The organism is Roseovarius sp. A-2 (assembly GCF_002072155.1).
GTDB lineage: Bacteria > Pseudomonadota > Alphaproteobacteria > Rhodobacterales > Rhodobacteraceae > Roseovarius.
In genome coordinates this window covers 94,702-110,349 of record NZ_BDIY01000004.1, presented here as the reverse complement: position 1 = coordinate 110,349, position 15,648 = coordinate 94,702, and the positions used below count along the sequence as shown (strand labels likewise).

The window sequence follows — 15,648 nt, the reverse complement described above, 5'->3', positions numbered from 1 at the left end:
TACCAATACACGGTTGGCATGGAGGTTAAGGGTTAATAATGGCCTCGCGATGGCGCGGAAATGGTGTCATTCTGACGGCCCGGTCAGGCCAGCCGCCCGTGGCAATGCTTGAATTTTTTTCCAGATCCGCAAGGGCAGGGCTCGTTCCGGCCGGGATTGCCCCAGGTCGAGGGGTCGTTCTCGACAAAGCCGGAGGGTTCGTCGGTGGCGGCATCTGCGGCGGGTTCGGCTGGCGTGTCGGGCTGGGCGGAGGCCTCCATCGCGGCGCGCTGCTCTTGCAATTCGCGCATCAATGTCTGCTGTTCCTCCTCCGTCATCGGGCGGATCTGCGACAGTTTCTTGGTCACGTCCATGCGCAGACTGTCGAGCATGGTCTCGAAGAGCTGGAACGACTCGTTCTTGTATTCGTTCAGCGGGTCGCGCTGCGCGTAGCCGCGGAACCCCACGACGCTGCGCAGATGTTCGAGTGTCAGAAGATGCTCGCGCCACTTGCCGTCGATGGTCTGCAAGAGCACCTGTTTCTCGATCATGCGCATGCTCTCGGGCCCGAATTGCGCGGCCTTGGCGGCCATCATCTCGTCGGCGGCCTTGTCGAGACGCTCGATGATGTCCTCGTCGTCGACGCCTTCCTCGTTGGCCCAGTTGATCACCGGCACATCCATGCCAAGCTGCTCGATCACCGCGGCATAAAGCCCTTCGGTGTCCCATTGATCGGCATAGGTCTTGGGCGGCATGTATTGATCGACCAGATCGGTGATCACCTCGGCGCGCATGTCACGCACGATCTCGCTCAGGTCCTCGGCCTTCATGATGTCGAGGCGCTGCTTGAAGATCACCTTGCGCTGTTCGTTCATCACGTCGTCGAATTTCAGCAATTGCTTGCGGATGTCGAAATTGCGCCCTTCGACCTTGGCCTGCGCGCGTTCCAGCGATTTGTTGACCCAGGGGTGAATGATCGCCTCGCCCTCTTTCATGCCAAGCGTCGAGAGTACCTTTTCCAGCCGTTCTGAGCCGAAGATGCGCATCAGGTCATCATCGAGGCTGAGGAAAAAGGCTGACCGGCCCGGATCGCCCTGACGACCCGACCGGCCACGCAGCTGGTTGTCGATGCGGCGGCTTTCATGGCGCTCGGTTGCAAGAACGAAAAGCCCGCCCGCAGCCTTGACGGCCTCTTCATCCGCGGTGTGCGCGTCTTCGATGCGGCGGCGGATTTCCTCAGGGTCACCCTCGGGGTCGGCGGCGATCGCCTCCATGATCTGGAAATCGAGATTGCCGCCCAGCTTGATGTCGGTGCCGCGCCCGGCCATGTTGGTGGCGATGGTGACCGCACCCAACTTGCCCGCATCGGCGATAATCTGCGCCTCCTTCTCGTGCTGGCGTGCGTTGAGGACGTTGTGCGGGATCTCGGCCCTGGTCAGAAGCGTGCTCAGAATCTCGGACTTCTCGATCGAGGTGGTGCCCACGAGGATAGGCTGCCCCTTGCCATGTGCCTCGCGAATTTCCTCGACGATGGCGTCGTTTTTTTCCTGCTGGGTGCGATAGACGGCGTCGTCCTGATCGACCCGCGCGATCGGCTGGTTGGTGGGTACCTCGACCACGCCGAGACCGTAGATTTCCATGAATTCCTCGGCCTCGGTAACGGCGGTGCCGGTCATGCCGGACAGCTTGTCATAGAGGCGGAAATAATTCTGGAAGGTGACGCTGGCGAGTGTCACGTTCTCGGGCTGGATCTGGCAGCCCTCCTTGGCTTCGATGGCCTGGTGGAGCCCGTCGGACAAACGCCGTCCGGCCATCATGCGGCCGGTGAATTCGTCGACCAGCACGACCTCGCTGTCGCGCACGATATAGTCCTTGTCCTTGCTGAACAGCTTGTGCGCGCGCAGGCCCTGATTGACGTGGTGCACGATGGTCGTGCTCTCGGGATCGTAGAGCGATTGCTCCTCGGGGAGAATGCCGCGCGCCTTGAGCAGGTTTTCCAGATATTCGTTACCCTCGTCAGTAAAGGTGACGTTGCGGGTCTTTTCGTCGAGCGAATAGTGATCGTCGCTCAGTTCCGGAATCAGCGCGTCGATGGTCTGGTAAAGCTCGCTGCGGTCCTGGCTCGGGCCGGAAATGATCAGCGGTGTGCGCGCCTCGTCGATCAGGATGCTGTCGACCTCGTCCACCACGGCAAAGTTGTGGCCGCGTTGGTTCATCTCTTCGAGGGACGACTTCATGTTGTCGCGCAGGTAGTCGAAGCCAAGCTCGTTATTGGTGGCATAGGTGACATCGGCGGCATAGGCCGCCTTTTTCTCGGCCTCGGGCTGTTGCGGATAGACGACGCCCGTGGTCATGCCGAGCGCGGCAAAGACGTTGCCCATCCATTCCGCATCGCGCCGCGCGAGATAATCGTTCACGGTGACTACATGCACGCCCCGGCCCGACAGTGCGTTGAGATAGCAGGGGAAGGTGGCGACAAGCGTCTTGCCCTCGCCGGTCTTCATTTCGGAAATGTTGCCTTGATGCAGGAAAATACCGCCCATCAGCTGCACATCGAAGGCTCGCAAGCCGAGCGCCCGGCGCGCCGCCTCGCGGCAGTTGGCGAATGCCTCGGGCAAGAGCGCATCAAGGCTTTCGCCCTCTGTGATGCGCTTGCGGAACTCATCCGTTTTGGCGATCAGCCCCTCGTCGCTCAGGGCTTCGAACTCGGGTTCCAGTGCGTTGATCTTTTCGACCAGCGGCCGCGTCGCCTTGATCTTGCGGTCGTTCGGTGTGCCGAAGATCTTGCGCGCGACCGTTCCAATACCCAACATGTTTTATCCGTTCCGGTGTTTTGACTGTCCGTGACAGGCAATCGCTTGCCCCGCTCGCCTGTGCGCCCTAGAACGGGCGCAAGTTGTCGGCTCGCGCCTTGGTTACAAGGCGATGTAAGGGGCTGCCGGAAAAGTGTCAACGTCGCGCGCTGTCCCATCCGGTGCCGCGTCACGCAATAAAGGGATGTTTCCATGTTTCGCCATTTGATGACCTCTACCGCGCTTGTCGCCGGGCTGGTGCTGAGCACGCCGCTTCTGGCGCAGGATGCGCCGACCGCCGAGACCGTCGTCGCCACCGTGGGCGATACCGAGATTACGCTGGGGCACATGCTGGCGCTGCGCGCGGGGCTGCCGCAGCAATACGATCAGGTCCCGCCGGAGGTGCTGTTCAAAGGCGTGCTGGATCAACTGGTGCAGCAGAGCCTTCTGATGCAGGCGCATGAGGGCACGCCGTCGCTGGCCGCGCAGATGCAGCTCGACAACGAGCAGCGCGCGATCCTTGCGGCGGATGTGGCCGATGATGTTCTCAACGACGCGCTCACCGACGAGGCGCTGCAAGAGGCCTATGAGGCGCGCTATTCCGATGCGGACCCCGAGACCGAGTTCAAGGCCGCGCATATCCTCGTGGAAACCGAGGAAGAGGCGCAAAAGCTGATCGAGGAGATCGAGGGCGGGGCCAATTTCGCGGCCCTCGCGCAAGAGCATTCCACCGGCCCTTCCGGCCCCTCGGGCGGTGATCTGGGCTGGTTCGGCGATGGTGTCATGGTGCCTGAGTTCTTCGACGCGGTGGCGGCCCTCGGCGAAGGCGGGGTATCGGCCCCGGTGCAGACGCAATTTGGCTGGCATGTGATCCAGCTCAAGGAGACCCGGGTCAAGGAACGCCCCGAGCTTGACGCGGTGCGTGACGAGTTGGCGGGCGAGCTGCGCCAAGCGGCTTTTGACGCCTATATCGCAGAGCTTGAGGCCGAAAGCAGTGTCGCGCGTGACGCGGGCGACGCGCTCGACCCCGCGTTGATCAACCAGACCGATCTTCTGGAGAACTGAGCCATGGGCGCCAAACCGCCGCTTTCCCCGCTGGCCCCGGCGGGCTTTCCCGAACTGCCCGAGATCGCTGGGGTGAGTTTTGCCACAACAGCGGCGGGGGTGCGCTACAAGGAGCGCACCGATGTGATGCTGGCGAGCCTTGCGCCCGGGACGGCGGTGGCGGGGGTGTTCACCCGCTCGGCCACCCGCTCTGCGGCGGTGCTGGATTGCCAGGACAAGATCGGCGGCGCGCCCGAGGGCGGGGCCGCGATCCTCGTCAATTCCGGCAACGCGAATGCCTTTACCGGGCGTCGCGGGGCCGATTCGGTCAGCGCGGTGACAGGGGCGGTGGCCGAAACGCTCGGCATCCCGGCGGTGCGGGTGTTTTCCTCGTCGACCGGCGTGATTGGCGAGCCGCTGCGGCATGAGCGCATCATCGCCTGCCTCGATGATCTCAAATCCGCACTGTCGCCGCATGCCATCGAGACGGCAGCGCATGCGATCATGACCACCGACACCTTTCCCAAGGGATCGGGCACCACGATCACCATCGACGAGCAGAGCGTGCATATCGCGGGTATCGCCAAAGGGTCGGGCATGATCGCGCCCGATATGGCGACGATGCTGGTGTATATCTTCACCGATGCCGCGATTGAGCAGGACATCCTGCAAGACATGGTTAGCGCGCTTAACCGCACCACGTTCAACTGCATCACCGTGGACAGCGACACCTCGACCTCCGACACGCTTCTGGTGGCGGCGACGGGGGCCTCGGGCATTCGCGTGACCGAGACCAATGTCGGCTTTATGGCGGGGCTGCGCCGGGTCATGCTCGATCTGGCGCATCAGGTGGTGCGCGATGGCGAGGGGGCCACGAAATTTGTCGAGGTCTCGGTGACTGGCGGGGCTTCGGATGCCGAGGCGCATGTGCATGCCAAGGCCATTGCCAATTCGCCCCTGATCAAGACGGCGGTGGCGGGCGAGGACCCGAACTGGGGCCGCGTCGTGATGGCGGTGGGCAAGTCCGGCGCGCGCGCGGATCGTGACCGCCTTGCGATCTGGTTCGGCGATCTGGAGGTGGCGCGCGACGGGTTTGTCAGCCCCGCCTATGACGAGGCGAAAGCAGCGGCATACATGAAGAACGAGGAGATCGTGATTCATGTCGATCTGGGTCTCGGTGGCGGCACGGCGCGCGTCTGGACCTGTGATCTGACCCATGGCTATATCGACGTCAACGCGGATTACCGGTCTTGAAAACGGTTCTGGTTTCGGCCGTGGCGCTGATCGACGTCGATGGGCGCATATTGCTGACGCAGCGCCCCGAGGGCAAATCCATGGCCGGGCTGTGGGAATTTCCCGGCGGCAAGGTCGAGCCGGGCGAGACGCCCGAACATGCCCTGATCCGTGAGTTGCAGGAGGAGCTGGGCATCGACACATGGGCATCGTGCCTTGCTCCGCTGACCTTCGCCAGCCATTCCTACGACGATTTTCACCTGCTGATGCCGCTCTTTGCCTGCCGCAAATGGCAGGGCATCCCGCAGGGTCGTGAGGGGCAGGCCCTCAAGTGGGTGCGCGCGGGCGATCTCAAAACCTATCCGATGCCGCCCGCCGACATTCCGCTTATCCCGATCCTGCGCGATTGGCTCTGATAGCGCCGGGCTGGAACCGGTATGCGCGCAGCCGGGCTCAAGCTATCGAAACATACCCGGTAACATTCCTTTGATCACTGAGCGAAAAGTCGAGGATTCCGCGTAATCTCGTGCAATGCTGTCAAAGCACGTGCCACGGCGCACACCGTAGAAGGAAGACGATGAATGCTCCGTACGATTCAACTCGGGTCCAGCACATTGGTTCAGGGGCTTTTTGTTCGACTTCTTGCAAACGGCTTCATGCAGGTGCGCGTCGGCGACCGGCTCTATGCAGGACGTCCGGTATCAAGCCGAACGTGACGAACGCGGCGGTCAGAAAAAAGGCGGCCCCGAAGGCCGCCTTTTTTGTGTGACTGACCTCAGGCCAATGTGCGAGTGACTTCCTCGCGTTCGAAGATCTCGATCACATCGCCTTCGCGGATGTCGTCGTAATTCTCGAAGGCCATGCCGCATTCCTGACCCGAGATCACCTCGGCGACCTCGTCCTTGAACCGCTTGAGCGTCTTGAGGGTGCCTTCGTGAACCACCACGTCGTCGCGCAGCAGGCGCACACCGGCGGAGCGGCGGGCCACGCCTTCGGTGACCAGACAACCCGCGACGCGGCCCACGCCGGTGACCTTGAAGACCTCCCGGATTTGGGCATAGCCGATGAACTTTTCGCGGATTTCGGCGCCCAGCAGACCGCTGGCCGCCGCCTTCACATCGTCGACCAGATCATAGATTACCGAGTAGTAGCGGACCTCCACACCCTTTTGGTTGGCGCTGTTGCGCGCAGGCGCATTGGCCCGGACGTTGAAGCCCAGAACCGGCGCACCAGAGGCTTCGGCCAGACCTATATCGGATTCGGTGATCGCACCGACACCCGAGTGCAGCACGCGCACGCGCACTTCCTCGTTGCCGATCTTCTCCATCGCCTGAACGATCGCCTCGGCAGAACCCTGCACGTCGGCCTTGACCACGATGGGCAGTTCCTTGAGGTTCTCGTCTTCCTTGGCCTTGGCCAGAAGCTGTTCGAGCGAGGTGCCTGCCCCGGCCGCGGCGCGCTTTTCCTTGGCGGCATTGGCGCGGTATTCGGCGATTTCGCGAGCCTGGCCTTCAGTCTCGACGACATTGAGAACGTCGCCGGCCTCGGGCGTGCCGTTAAGACCCAGAACCTCGACCGGCACCGAGGGTCCAGCCTCCTTGACGCGCTCGCCGCGGTCGTTGATCAGCGCGCGAACCTTGCCGAATTGCTCGCCCACCACGAAGATATCGCCCTGTTTGAGCGTGCCCTTCTGGACCAGAACCGTGGCCACGGGGCCTCGGCCCACGTCAAGCTGCGCCTCGATCACAGCGCCCTCGGCGGCGCGATTCGGGTTGGCCTTGAGTTCGAGAATCTCGGCCTGAAGCGCGATTGCCTCAAGCAGTTCATCCAATCCCTGACCCGAGATGGCCGATACCTCGACATCCTGCACATCGCCTGACATCGCCTCGACGATCACCTCGTGCCGCAGCAGATCGGCGCGCACCTTGTCGGGGTCGGCTGCGGGCAGGTCGACCTTGTTGATGGCCACGATCATCGGCACCTTGGCCGCCTTTGCGTGGTTGATCGCCTCTACGGTCTGCGGCATCACCGCGTCATCGGCCGCGACCACAAGCACCACGATATCGGTGACCTGCGCACCGCGAGAGCGCATCGAGGTAAAGGCGGCGTGACCCGGCGTATCGAGGAAACTGAGCACCGCGCCGCCATCGGTGGTGACCTGATAGGCCCCGATATGCTGGGTAATGCCGCCCGCTTCTCCGGCCACGACCTTGGCATCGCGGATCGCGTCCAGAAGCGAGGTCTTGCCGTGATCCACGTGGCCCATGATTGTGATGACCGGCGGGCGCGGCTGCATGTCCTCGGGCTTGTCCTCGATCGTGGCGATCACGTCCTCGACATCCGCGTCGCTGACACGGACAACCCGGTGGCCGAATTCTTCGATGATCAGCTCGGCGGTGTCGGCATCAACGGACTGATTCTGCGTGACCATCATGCCGTTCTGCATCAGCGCCTTGACAACGTCACCGACGCGCTCGGCCATGCGGTTGGCGAGTTCGGAGACGACGATCACCTCGGGCAGTTGCACATCGCGCACGATCTTTTCACGCTCTTGCGAGCCGCCCATGGCCTTTTGCCGTGCGCGCTCCTGCTTGCGCTTCATCGCGGCCATGCTCTTCTGGCGTCCACCTTCGCCACCTGAAAGCGCCTGGTTGAGCGTCAGCTTGCCCGAACGGCGACCATCGTCGCCGCCACGGCCCTTGCCGCGGCGCGCGCCCTTGTCGTCGTCTTCACGCTTGCGCGCGGCAGGCGCGGGCTTGGAGGGGGTCTGACGCGCGGGTCCGGGGGCAACCTCGGGCTCGGACGGGGCTGCCGCCGGTTTGGCGGCGGCCTTTTCGGCCTCGCGCTTCTTGCGCTCGTCTTCCTCGGCCTTGGCCTTGGCGCGTTCTTCGGCTTCGCGCTGCTCGCGCTCCTTCGCCTCGGCCTCTTCGCGACGGCGCAGACGCTCTTTCTCGCGGGCCTTTTCCTCGGCCTCACGCCTGGCGGCATCGTCGGCCTCGCGCGCCTTGGCGGCGGCGAGCGCCTTCATCCGGCGCTCCATCTCAGCGTCGGAAATGCCGGCGGGGCGCTTGGCAGAGCTTGCCGGACCGGAAGATTTTCCAGAGCCTCCCGCGCCGCCGGACGATGTTCCCGCGCTCGGCTTGGGCACCACCACGCGCTTGCGCTTGGTTTCCACCACGACGTTCTTGGTCCGGCCATGGCTGAAGCTCTGCTTCACGTTCCCGGGCCGGGACCCGCCGCCACGCACACCCAAAGGTTTCTTTCCGTCGTTGTCGCTCATATTCTCTTACTTTCCTTTCCGGCGCGCTGTCCCGCCGTCCGAGACGCGCAGACCCTTCAGTCTTGCCGCCTCCTCTACAACACGTTTGCACAAACCTCCAGCACCCAGTGCGGCATGGATCGTGCTTTGACGCCCGAAGGCTTGACCCAGTTCATCGGCGGTCAGCCAGCCGATGAATGAGCCGCCATAGGGCGTGCTCAATTTCGATTTTCCGCGCTCCGAGCCGTCGCTGGCCTGGATCAGAACTTCGGCCTCGTCCTTGGCCAGCCAGTCCTTGACCCGCTCATAGCCCGAGGTCGCAGCGCCGCCCTTGCGCATGAGGCTAATCAGGTTCAGCACCCGTTGCGCCAGCAGCGCCTCGACCTGATCGACCAGATCTTCGGGCACCTTCACCGGCTGCCGCGCCGCACGGGCGAACAGCCCCTTTTTGGCGGCCTTGGCTAGTGCAGAGCGATCCGCCGCGACCCAGATGCCGCGCCCCGGCAGCTTTTCTGCCAAGTCGGGGGCGATCTGGCCCTCGGGGCCGATCACGAAGCGGATCAGCCCATGTTTTGGTTGCACCTCGCCCGTGGCGATGCATTTACGCTCTGGACCGTCGCTCCGGTCTTTGGGTTGCCCGCCGCGCCCCATCAGGTGCTTCCGAGGCCTGATAAAATCAGGCCTCGACCTCCGCGTCATCGCCGTCTGTCTCGTCGACTGCAGGTTCCAGATCTGCCGGGTCAACCCAGCCGAGCATGACGCGTGCCGTCATGACCATATTCTGCGCCTCTTCGAGCGAGACGTCAAACTTCTCCAGTATGCCTTCATCCTTGACGCGCTCGCCGTTCTCGGTGGTCCAGCCGCCTGCCAGTTCCCAATCGGCGCAGGTGGCGAAATCTTCGAGCGATTTGACGTCATCCTCGGCCAGTGCCTGCACCATCTGGGGTGTCAGACCCTCGAATTCAACAAGGCTGTCCTCGACCCCCAGTTCGCGCGCCTTGGCGAGTGCCGCGGCGGCCTGCGCCTCCAGCACGTCGCGCGCCCGCGCCTGAAGCTCGCCCGCGGTGTCCGCATCGACCCCGTCGATCACCAGAAGTTCGTCCAGTTCCACATAGGCGACCTCTTCCAGCGTGGTGAAGCCCTCGGCCACCAGAAGCTGCGCGAAGAATTCGTCGAGATCGAGCGTGTCCATGAAGAGCTTGGTGCGCTCCTCGAATTCCTTCTGACGGCGTTCGCTGTCCTCGGCCTCGGTCATGATGTCGATGTCGAGCCCGGTCAACTGGCTTGCCAGACGCACGTTCTGACCGCGCCGCCCGATGGCGAGGCTCAGCTGCTCTTCGGGCACGACCACCTCGATGCGCATCGCGTCCTCGTCGATCACCACCTTGCTGACCTCGGCGGGCTGCAATGCGTTGACGAGGAATGTCGCCTGATCCTCGTTCCACGGGATGATGTCGATCTTCTCGCCCTGAAGCTCGTTGACCACCGCCTGCACGCGGCTGCCGCGCATGCCGACGCAAGCACCCACCGGGTCGATCGAGCTGTCATAGGAGATCACGGCGATCTTGGCGCGGCTGCCGGGATCGCGGGCGACGGCCTTGATCTCGATGATGCCGTCATAGATCTCGGGCACTTCCATCTTGAACAGTTCCGCCATGAATTGCGGCTCGGTCCGGCTGAGGAAGATCTGCGGGCCGCGCTGCTCGCGGCGCACGTCCTTGACGTAGCAGCGGATCCGGTCGCCGGGGCGGTATGCCTCGCGCCCGATCTTCTCGTTGCGGCGCAGGATGCCCTCGCCCGCGCCCACATCGACGATGACGTTGCCGTATTCCTCGCGCTTGACGACGCCGTTGATGATGGTGCCCGCGCGGTCCTTGAATTCCTCGTATTGGCGGTCGCGCTCGGCCTCGCGCACCTTTTGCAGAATCACCTGCTTGGCGCTTTGCGCCGCGATGCGACCCATCTCGACGGGGGGCACTTCCTCGACGAAGGTGTCGCCGACCTTGGGCTCATCAAGATACTGTTTGGCCTGCTCCACGGTCAACTCGGCCTGGTAATTCTCAAGCTCCTCGTCCTCGACCACGGTGCGCACCCGCGTGAATGTCGCGCGGCCGGTCTTGCGGTCGATGCTGACCCGAATGTCCATCTCGCTGCCGTAGCGGCTCTTGGCGGCGCGGGCGAGGCTTTCTTCCATGGCCTCGACCACGAGGCCAGGGTCGATCATCTTCTCGCGTGCCACCGCCTCTGCGGTCTGCAACAGCTCAAGCTGGTTGGCCGATGTGATTGCCATGGTCTCAGTCCTCCTCAGAACCGCTATCGGTTTCGATCTCGTCAAAATTTTCTTCGTTGATGGTGCCCGCCGCCTTGCGCTGTCGCAGCATCTCGCGGATCAGCTCGTCGGTCAGCACCAGCTTGGCGTCGCTCAGCCAGTCGAAGTCGAGCCCGATGGTGCCCTCCTCGACATTGATCAGCACTTCGTTGCCTTCGACACCGGCCAGCATGCCCTTGAAGCGCTTGCGCCCGTCGATCATCTCGGAGGTCTCAAGCTTGGCCTCGTAGCCCTCGAACATCTCGAAATCCTTGAGCCGGGTCAGCGGACGGTCGATACCGGGGCTCGACACTTCGAGCGTGTAGGCGTCGAGGATCGGGTCCTCGACATCGAGAGTGGCGCTGACGGCGGTGCTGATCTCGGCGCAGTCATCCACCTCGATCCCGCCGTCGGGCTTGTCGGCCATGATCTGAAGGGTATGGGTCTTGCCGCCCATCAGGCGCACGCGCACCAGCTCATAGCCCATGTCCTCGATCACCGGTGTGATGATCTCGGCCAGTCGGCGATCAATCGCGGCTTTGGCAATCAGGTCGTTGGTCATTGTATCCAGACACAAAAAAACGGGCGCGCGGCCCGTTACACTCTCCGGTGGAGCCTTCGGAGTGGACCCGAAAGCGCCGCTGTTGGTGGGGATATAGGCCGCCTGTCGCGGATTTGCAAGCAGGCTTTTCGGCGCTAGCGCAGCGCCCGCAGCAGACGGCGACCGAATTGCGTGACATCGCGCAGGACTGGCAGCCGGTCGAACCAGCGAAGTTCGTGAATATCCGTGCGCGAGGCGCGTTGCCCCCCCAATGTGGGCGAGACCGCCAGCGTCACCATTTCGGGATGATCGGCCCGGAATTGCGAATAGGCGCCATCGACATGCATCGGCCCGCCCGCGGGATCGCCCGCCTCGCGCTTAGTGATCGCGGTCAGGTAGGGCACCAGTGCCTCGATGGCGGGTCTGCGGAAGGCCATGAAGTGACTGCATAAAACCGACTGCGCGGGGTCGAGACGCAGCAGCCCGTCCTCAACCACGAGACCATGCGCTGCGGCATCGAAGCCACCATAAAAGATATCCCAGTCGCGCGCGCTCAGCGCCTCCAGCACCTGCGGTGCGCGATGCTCGAAATCCGCGCTGAAATCGAGATCGTCCTCGCACAGTACAAAGCCCGACAGGCCATCGTCGCGCGCCTGCCGCAGCACTTCGATCTGGCTCAGGAAACAGCCGCGCGTGCCAAGTGTGGGAAACCCGGCCAGGCTGTCGGGCCGGATCGCGTCAAAGATCGAAACCTGCGGATGATCGAAGCCGAGCCCGATTCGCGCCAGCTGTGCGGCGAACTCCCGGCGACGATCGGGGCGCGAGACGAGATTGATGACCCGGATCGGGCCGAGGCATTCGGTCATGCGGGGGCCGACAGAGGTCATGTGTGCGGTTTTTCCTGCTCTGGTTCTTGGCAAGGACCATATGGCGCGTCAGCCGCCCGCACAAGCGGTGCCGCCGAACCGCTGCTGCCATGATCCTACGGGATCGCCGGGCAGGCTGCGTGCGCTGAATACCGCGCGCGCAATTGCCCGCGCCATGACACCGGCCGCCGCATGCCCCAGCAACACCTGGCCTGCCGGATCGGGGGCGGGCCGCGTGCCGGTCGCGGCGGCAAAGATCAGGTCGCCATCCATCAGCGTATGCGACGGCACCAACGCGCGGGCGAACCCGTCATGCGCAGCAGTGGCCAGCCGTGTGCACTGCGCCTGTGTCAGCGTCGCATCGGTGGCGACGATGCCGATGGTGGTATTGGCGTGCTGTGCCAGCTTGGTGGAGGCGGTCATCGGATCGGGGTGGTGCGTGGCGGGACCGAGCCCGCCGAACTCGGCGTCGATTTCGAACGGCGCGGCCCAGAATGCGGGCCCGTCACCTACCGTCGCCGAGCCGAGCGCGTTCACCGCCACCAAAGCGCCCACGACTGTGCCATCCGGCAGCACGACCGAGGCCGAGCCAAGCCCGCCCTTGAGGGTTGCGGTTGTCGCCCCGGTGCCCGCCCCCGTGCTGCCGATCTCGAACGCGTCTGACGCCGCCGCAAGGGCCGCGCGGCCAAGCGCCTTGTAGGGGTTGTCGCACCAGTCCTTGTCGCCGCCGTTCAAGAGATCAAAGAGAATCGCGCCCGGCACGATGGGCACACGGACATCCCCCACGGCAAAGCCGCGCCCGATGTCGCGCAGCCCGTCCGCCACGCCCGACGCGGCATCGAGGCCAAAGGCCGACCCGCCCGAGAGCACGAGCGCATCGACCTGTTCGACAACCCGGTCGGGGCTGAGCAAATCCGTCTCGCGCGTGCCCGGTGCGCCGCCCATGACATGCACCCCGGCGGTAAAGGGCGCATCGGCCACCAGCACCGTTGTGCCTGAGCGCAGGCCCACATCCTGCGCGTTGCCAACCCGCAGCCCCGCCACATCGGTGATCAGGTTGCGCGCGCCCGTCTGCGTTTTCATGCCGCAAATCTCCTTCTGGGTCGCGAATGATCTTGCCAGAGTGCGCGGGATAGGCAAGGAAAGGTGTCAGGCCCGGGCGATGGCGTCGCTCCGATCAGGGCCTTTCCCAACAGTCCTGAACGCCGGGACCTTCTTTTGCAAGGAGGGTCACTATGACTGCACGTCCTGAATTTTATCGTTTCCACAATGGCGAAAAGGCCCCGCTGCCCTTTGACGTATCCGAATACGAGGCGCGCATCGCGGCCCTGCGCTCGATCATGGAGGAGGCGGGGGCAAGCGCCGTCGTCTTCACGTCGATGCACAACATCGCCTATTACTCGGGGTTTCTCTACTGTTCCTTTGGTCGCCCCTATGGCCTTGTCGTGACCGAGACCGACTGCGTGACGATCAGCGCAGGCATCGACGCGGGCCAGCCGTGGCGGCGGTGCTTTTGCGACAACATCACCTATACCGACTGGCAGCGCGACAATTTCTGGCGCGCGGTGCGCGCGGTGGCGGGCGAGGGCGGTGTCATCGGCTACGAGGGCGATCACCTGACGCTGATGCAGCGCGACAAGCTGGAGGATTTTCTGACGCCGCTGACGATGGTGGACGTGGCACCGGCCACGATGCGCCAGCGAATGCGCAAATCCGAGGCCGAGATCGCGCTTATCCGGTCCTGCGCGCAGGTGGCGGATGTGGGCGGATATGCCATCCGTGACGCCGTGAAAATCGGCGCACGCGAGATCGACGTCGCAATGGCGGGGCGCGACGCGATGGAGGCCGAGATCGCACGGCATTTTCCCGAGGCCGAGTATCGCGACACATGGGTGTGGTTCCAGTCCGGCATCAACACCGATGGCGCGCATAACCCGGTGACGGCGCGGGCGATCGAGCGCGGCGATATCCTGTCGCTCAACACCTTTCCGATGGTCTCGGGCTATTACGTGGCGCTGGAACGCACGATGTTTGCCGCAGAGGTGGATGCGACGAGCCGCAAGATATGGGAGGCCAACGTCGCCGCGCATGAATATGGCATGTCGCTGCTCAAGCCAGGCGTAAGCTGCGCCGAGGTCACGCATCGGATCAACGCCTTCCTGGAGGACCGCGACCTGCTGCAATACCGCACCTTTGGCTATGGCCACAGCTTCGGCATCCTGAGCCATTACTATGGCCGCGAGGCGGGGCTGGAACTGCGCGAGGATATCGATACGGTGCTGGAGCCGGGCATGGTCATCTCGATGGAGCCGATGCTGACGCTTGGCGCGGGTCAGCCCGGCGCAGGCGGCTATCGCGAGCACGATATTCTCGTGATCACCGAAGACGGCCACGAGAACATCACGGGTTATCCCTATGGGCCGGAGTTCAACGTCGTCGAGTAAGACATCTGCGGGGCGGCACAGTGCCGCCCCGCCCGCCGTCAGGCCAGATGATCGACCACCTGCAAATGCTGCGCGAGGTGGCCGACCTCACCCAGATAGCGCGCGAGCAGTTTCGGGTCGTGCGGTGCGGGGCTGACACCTGCCGGGATCTCGCCGTTGAGGACCGATTCGATGGCCAGCGACACCGGGATGGACACCAGCCGCGCCATCGCCGTGCCGCGCGCATCGCCCCAGGCGTCCATCACGTAGGTCTTGTGCCAAACCGGTTGTCCGGCCTTTTCCGCCTTCAGATCGACGCAGAGCACGACGCGGTCGGCCTCGCCTTCATCATAGGCGTTCTCTTGCCAGAACTGATCAGACATTTCCTTGAGACGGGCCTCGCCCGCTTCGCCCTCAAGCGTCTCGATCTCGGCGAAGATGTCCTTCCACGCCTCGGACCAACCATTCAGCCGCAGCGTGCCGCGCACGAAATCCTTGATCCGCCAGTCGGGATCGAACCGGTAATCGGCGATGAAGGGGATCGAATCGCGGTTGGGGTAGACCTCGAATGTCTCAGGCGCAGGCAGCGGCGCGTCGTAGGATGAGAGCGCATCCCAGGGCCGCGCGACGTTGAGTTCCGAGAAATCACGGATCGAACGCGAGGGCGAGCGCAACGCCTTGAGTACGCCCAAGGGGGACCAGCTGAACTTGTAGCGGAAGGGGTTGGGCACTTTCGGCACGCCGCCGCAATAGGAGGTGAAGCTGAGGTCATTGCCCGCGTCGAACGCATCCGATGCGCGATACTCGGCCACCAGGTGATGCGCCATCAGGTGGTCGATGCCGGGATCGAGGCCGATCTCGTTGACGAGGCACAGGCCCTTGTCGCGCGCCGCCTGATCGAGCGCCCGCATCTCGGGCGCGATATAGGAGGACGAGACGAAATGCGCGCCCTTTGACAAGCACAGCTCCGCCAGTGGCACATGCCAGTCGCCGGGCAGCATCGAGACGACGACGTCACCGGGCTTTAGCGCCTCGGCGAGCGCGTCCTTGTCAAAGGCGCTGATCCGGTCGGTCAGGTCGCCCACCGCCGCCTCTGCCTTGTCGGTCGAGCGGTTCCAGACGGTCACGTCATGGCCCGCCTCGATCAGTCGCCGCAATCCGGGAATCGCCGAAAGGCCGGTGCCGCACCAATGGATTGTCATG

Annotated in this window: 12 protein-coding genes; 4 read left to right on the top strand and 8 right to left on the bottom strand. The window is 63.9% G+C overall.

From position 1 onward, the window contains the following. Positions 1–83 precede the first annotated feature (83 nt). Positions 84–2,792 carry a preprotein translocase subunit SecA gene (secA, locus tag BHD06_RS07765; protein ID WP_080456426.1) on the bottom strand — a complete coding sequence of 903 codons (2,709 nt, stop codon included), beginning with the start codon at positions 2,790–2,792 and terminating at the stop codon, positions 84–86. A 192-nt stretch (positions 2,793–2,984) separates the two neighbouring features. Here secA and BHD06_RS07760 point away from each other — a divergent pair, with 192 nt between their 5' ends. The 3 genes from BHD06_RS07760 to mutT are packed head-to-tail and all read left to right on the top strand — an operon-like array spanning position 2,985 to position 5,464. Then, positions 2,985–3,836: a peptidylprolyl isomerase gene (locus BHD06_RS07760; protein ID WP_080456425.1), complete on the top strand. Its 852-nt coding sequence runs from the start codon at positions 2,985–2,987 to the stop codon at positions 3,834–3,836. A gap of 3 nt (positions 3,837–3,839) precedes the next feature. Next, positions 3,840–5,069: a bifunctional glutamate N-acetyltransferase/amino-acid acetyltransferase ArgJ gene (gene argJ / locus BHD06_RS07755; RefSeq protein ID WP_080456424.1), complete on the top strand. Its 1,230-nt coding sequence runs from the start codon at positions 3,840–3,842 to the stop codon at positions 5,067–5,069. Next, entirely contained in the window at positions 5,066–5,464 is a 399-nt protein-coding gene (gene mutT, locus BHD06_RS07750; RefSeq protein ID WP_080456423.1) for an 8-oxo-dGTP diphosphatase MutT, read from the top strand. Before argJ ends, mutT begins: the two co-directional genes overlap by 4 nt. Positions 5,465–5,823: 359 nt before the next feature. On the opposite strand, the gene infB is transcribed toward mutT, so the two are convergent. The 6 genes from infB to BHD06_RS07720 form a co-directional block, all read right to left on the bottom strand. Further along, positions 5,824–8,328 (bottom strand): translation initiation factor IF-2, encoded by a 2,505-nt coding sequence (gene infB, locus BHD06_RS07745; RefSeq protein WP_080456422.1) that lies wholly within the window; start codon positions 8,326–8,328, stop codon positions 5,824–5,826. Between the two features lie 6 nt (positions 8,329–8,334). Next, a complete protein-coding gene (locus BHD06_RS07740; protein WP_080456421.1) occupies positions 8,335–8,958 on the bottom strand; it encodes an RNA-binding protein in 624 nt (207 codons plus the stop codon). A gap of 25 nt (positions 8,959–8,983) precedes the next feature. Further along, positions 8,984–10,597, bottom strand: a complete 1,614-nt coding sequence (nusA, locus tag BHD06_RS07735; RefSeq protein WP_080456420.1) for a transcription termination factor NusA — start codon at positions 10,595–10,597, stop codon at positions 8,984–8,986. Between the two features lie 4 nt (positions 10,598–10,601). After that, entirely contained in the window at positions 10,602–11,177 is a 576-nt protein-coding gene (gene rimP, locus BHD06_RS07730; RefSeq protein ID WP_080456419.1) for a ribosome maturation factor RimP, read from the bottom strand. A 134-nt stretch (positions 11,178–11,311) separates the two neighbouring features. Continuing rightward, complete coding sequence (locus BHD06_RS07725; protein ID WP_080456418.1) at positions 11,312–12,043, bottom strand: hypothetical protein; 732 nt, start codon at positions 12,041–12,043, stop codon at positions 11,312–11,314. A 48-nt stretch (positions 12,044–12,091) separates the two neighbouring features. Then, positions 12,092–13,105 carry a P1 family peptidase gene (locus BHD06_RS07720; protein ID WP_080456417.1) on the bottom strand — a complete coding sequence of 338 codons (1,014 nt, stop codon included), beginning with the start codon at positions 13,103–13,105 and terminating at the stop codon, positions 12,092–12,094. 152 nt (positions 13,106–13,257) lie between these two features. Here BHD06_RS07720 and BHD06_RS07715 point away from each other — a divergent pair, with 152 nt between their 5' ends. Beyond that, entirely contained in the window at positions 13,258–14,466 is a 1,209-nt protein-coding gene (locus BHD06_RS07715) for an aminopeptidase P family protein (RefSeq protein ID WP_080456416.1), read from the top strand. Positions 14,467–14,504: 38 nt separating this feature from the next. Here BHD06_RS07715 and BHD06_RS07710 read toward each other — a convergent pair whose 3' ends face one another. Further along, positions 14,505–15,647, bottom strand: coding sequence for a saccharopine dehydrogenase family protein (locus BHD06_RS07710; RefSeq protein WP_080456415.1), 1,143 nt, complete (start codon positions 15,645–15,647; stop codon positions 14,505–14,507). Position 15,648 lies beyond the last annotated feature (1 nt).

Bases quoted from the DNA above. Each gene is read 5' to 3' on its own strand.
- BHD06_RS07710 (WP_080456415.1), bottom strand. From the start codon at position 15,647: ATGACAATCCATTGGTGCGGCACCGGCCTTTCGGCGATTCCCGGATTG.
- BHD06_RS07740 (WP_080456421.1), bottom strand. From the start codon at position 8,958: ATGGGGCGCGGCGGGCAACCCAAAGACCGGAGCGACGGTCCAGAGCGT.
- argJ (WP_080456424.1), top strand. From the start codon at position 3,840: ATGGGCGCCAAACCGCCGCTTTCCCCGCTGGCCCCGGCGGGCTTTCCC.
- BHD06_RS07725 (WP_080456418.1), bottom strand. From the start codon at position 12,043: ATGACCTCTGTCGGCCCCCGCATGACCGAATGCCTCGGCCCGATCCGG.
- infB (WP_080456422.1), bottom strand. From the start codon at position 8,328: ATGAGCGACAACGACGGAAAGAAACCTTTGGGTGTGCGTGGCGGCGGG.
- BHD06_RS07720 (WP_080456417.1), bottom strand. From the start codon at position 13,105: ATGAAAACGCAGACGGGCGCGCGCAACCTGATCACCGATGTGGCGGGG.
- rimP (WP_080456419.1), bottom strand. From the start codon at position 11,177: ATGACCAACGACCTGATTGCCAAAGCCGCGATTGATCGCCGACTGGCC.
- BHD06_RS07760 (WP_080456425.1), top strand. From the start codon at position 2,985: ATGTTTCGCCATTTGATGACCTCTACCGCGCTTGTCGCCGGGCTGGTG.
- nusA (WP_080456420.1), bottom strand. From the start codon at position 10,597: ATGGCAATCACATCGGCCAACCAGCTTGAGCTGTTGCAGACCGCAGAG.
- BHD06_RS07715 (WP_080456416.1), top strand. From the start codon at position 13,258: ATGACTGCACGTCCTGAATTTTATCGTTTCCACAATGGCGAAAAGGCC.
- secA (WP_080456426.1), bottom strand. From the start codon at position 2,792: ATGTTGGGTATTGGAACGGTCGCGCGCAAGATCTTCGGCACACCGAAC.